Here is a 470-nt window from a genome sequence, read left to right as displayed (position 1 = left end):
GTGGTGGAGCCTAGCGGGATCGAACCGCTGACCTCCTGCGTGCAAGGCAGGCGCTCTCCCAGCTGAGCTAAGGCCCCTCTGATGCCCTTACGTGACATGGAGAATTTTATTCAGATCAAGGCGCTTTGGCGCGATGTGTAGTGAACTACACGAGCGTCGAAGCAACGCAGAACTGGATAAAATTGGTGGGTCTGGGCAGACTTGAACTGCCGACCTCACCCTTATCAGGGGTGCGCTCTAACCAACTGAGCTACAGACCCAACACCTATCCTCTCATTGACGGAACATGATCGGCTTGCCGACCTCACCCTCCTTTCCATAAAGGTCAGGGGGTGCGCTCCAACCAACTGAGCGAACATCCTAGGGTCACGCTGGGTCTATACCCAAACAGTCTTTGCTCTGGCCGATCAGGTAATTCATTGTGGACACTTGCCGAGTGCCGATAACGGGTCGTTTAAGGAGGTGATCCA

Annotated in this window: 2 tRNA genes; both read right to left on the bottom strand. The window is 54.7% G+C overall.

Annotation, left to right across the window (positions count from 1 at the left end):
- Position 1: 1 nt before the first annotated feature.
- Positions 2-77 (bottom strand) — tRNA-Ala (locus LU493_RS19550).
- Between the two features lie 106 nt (positions 78-183).
- Positions 184-260 (bottom strand) — tRNA-Ile (locus LU493_RS19545).
- Positions 261-470: the final 210 nt, after the last annotated feature.

Source organism: Halomonas elongata (genome assembly GCF_029081005.1).
GTDB classification, from domain to species: domain Bacteria; phylum Pseudomonadota; class Gammaproteobacteria; order Pseudomonadales; family Halomonadaceae; genus Halomonas; species Halomonas elongata_B.
This window is presented reverse-complemented; position numbering and strand designations above follow the sequence as displayed.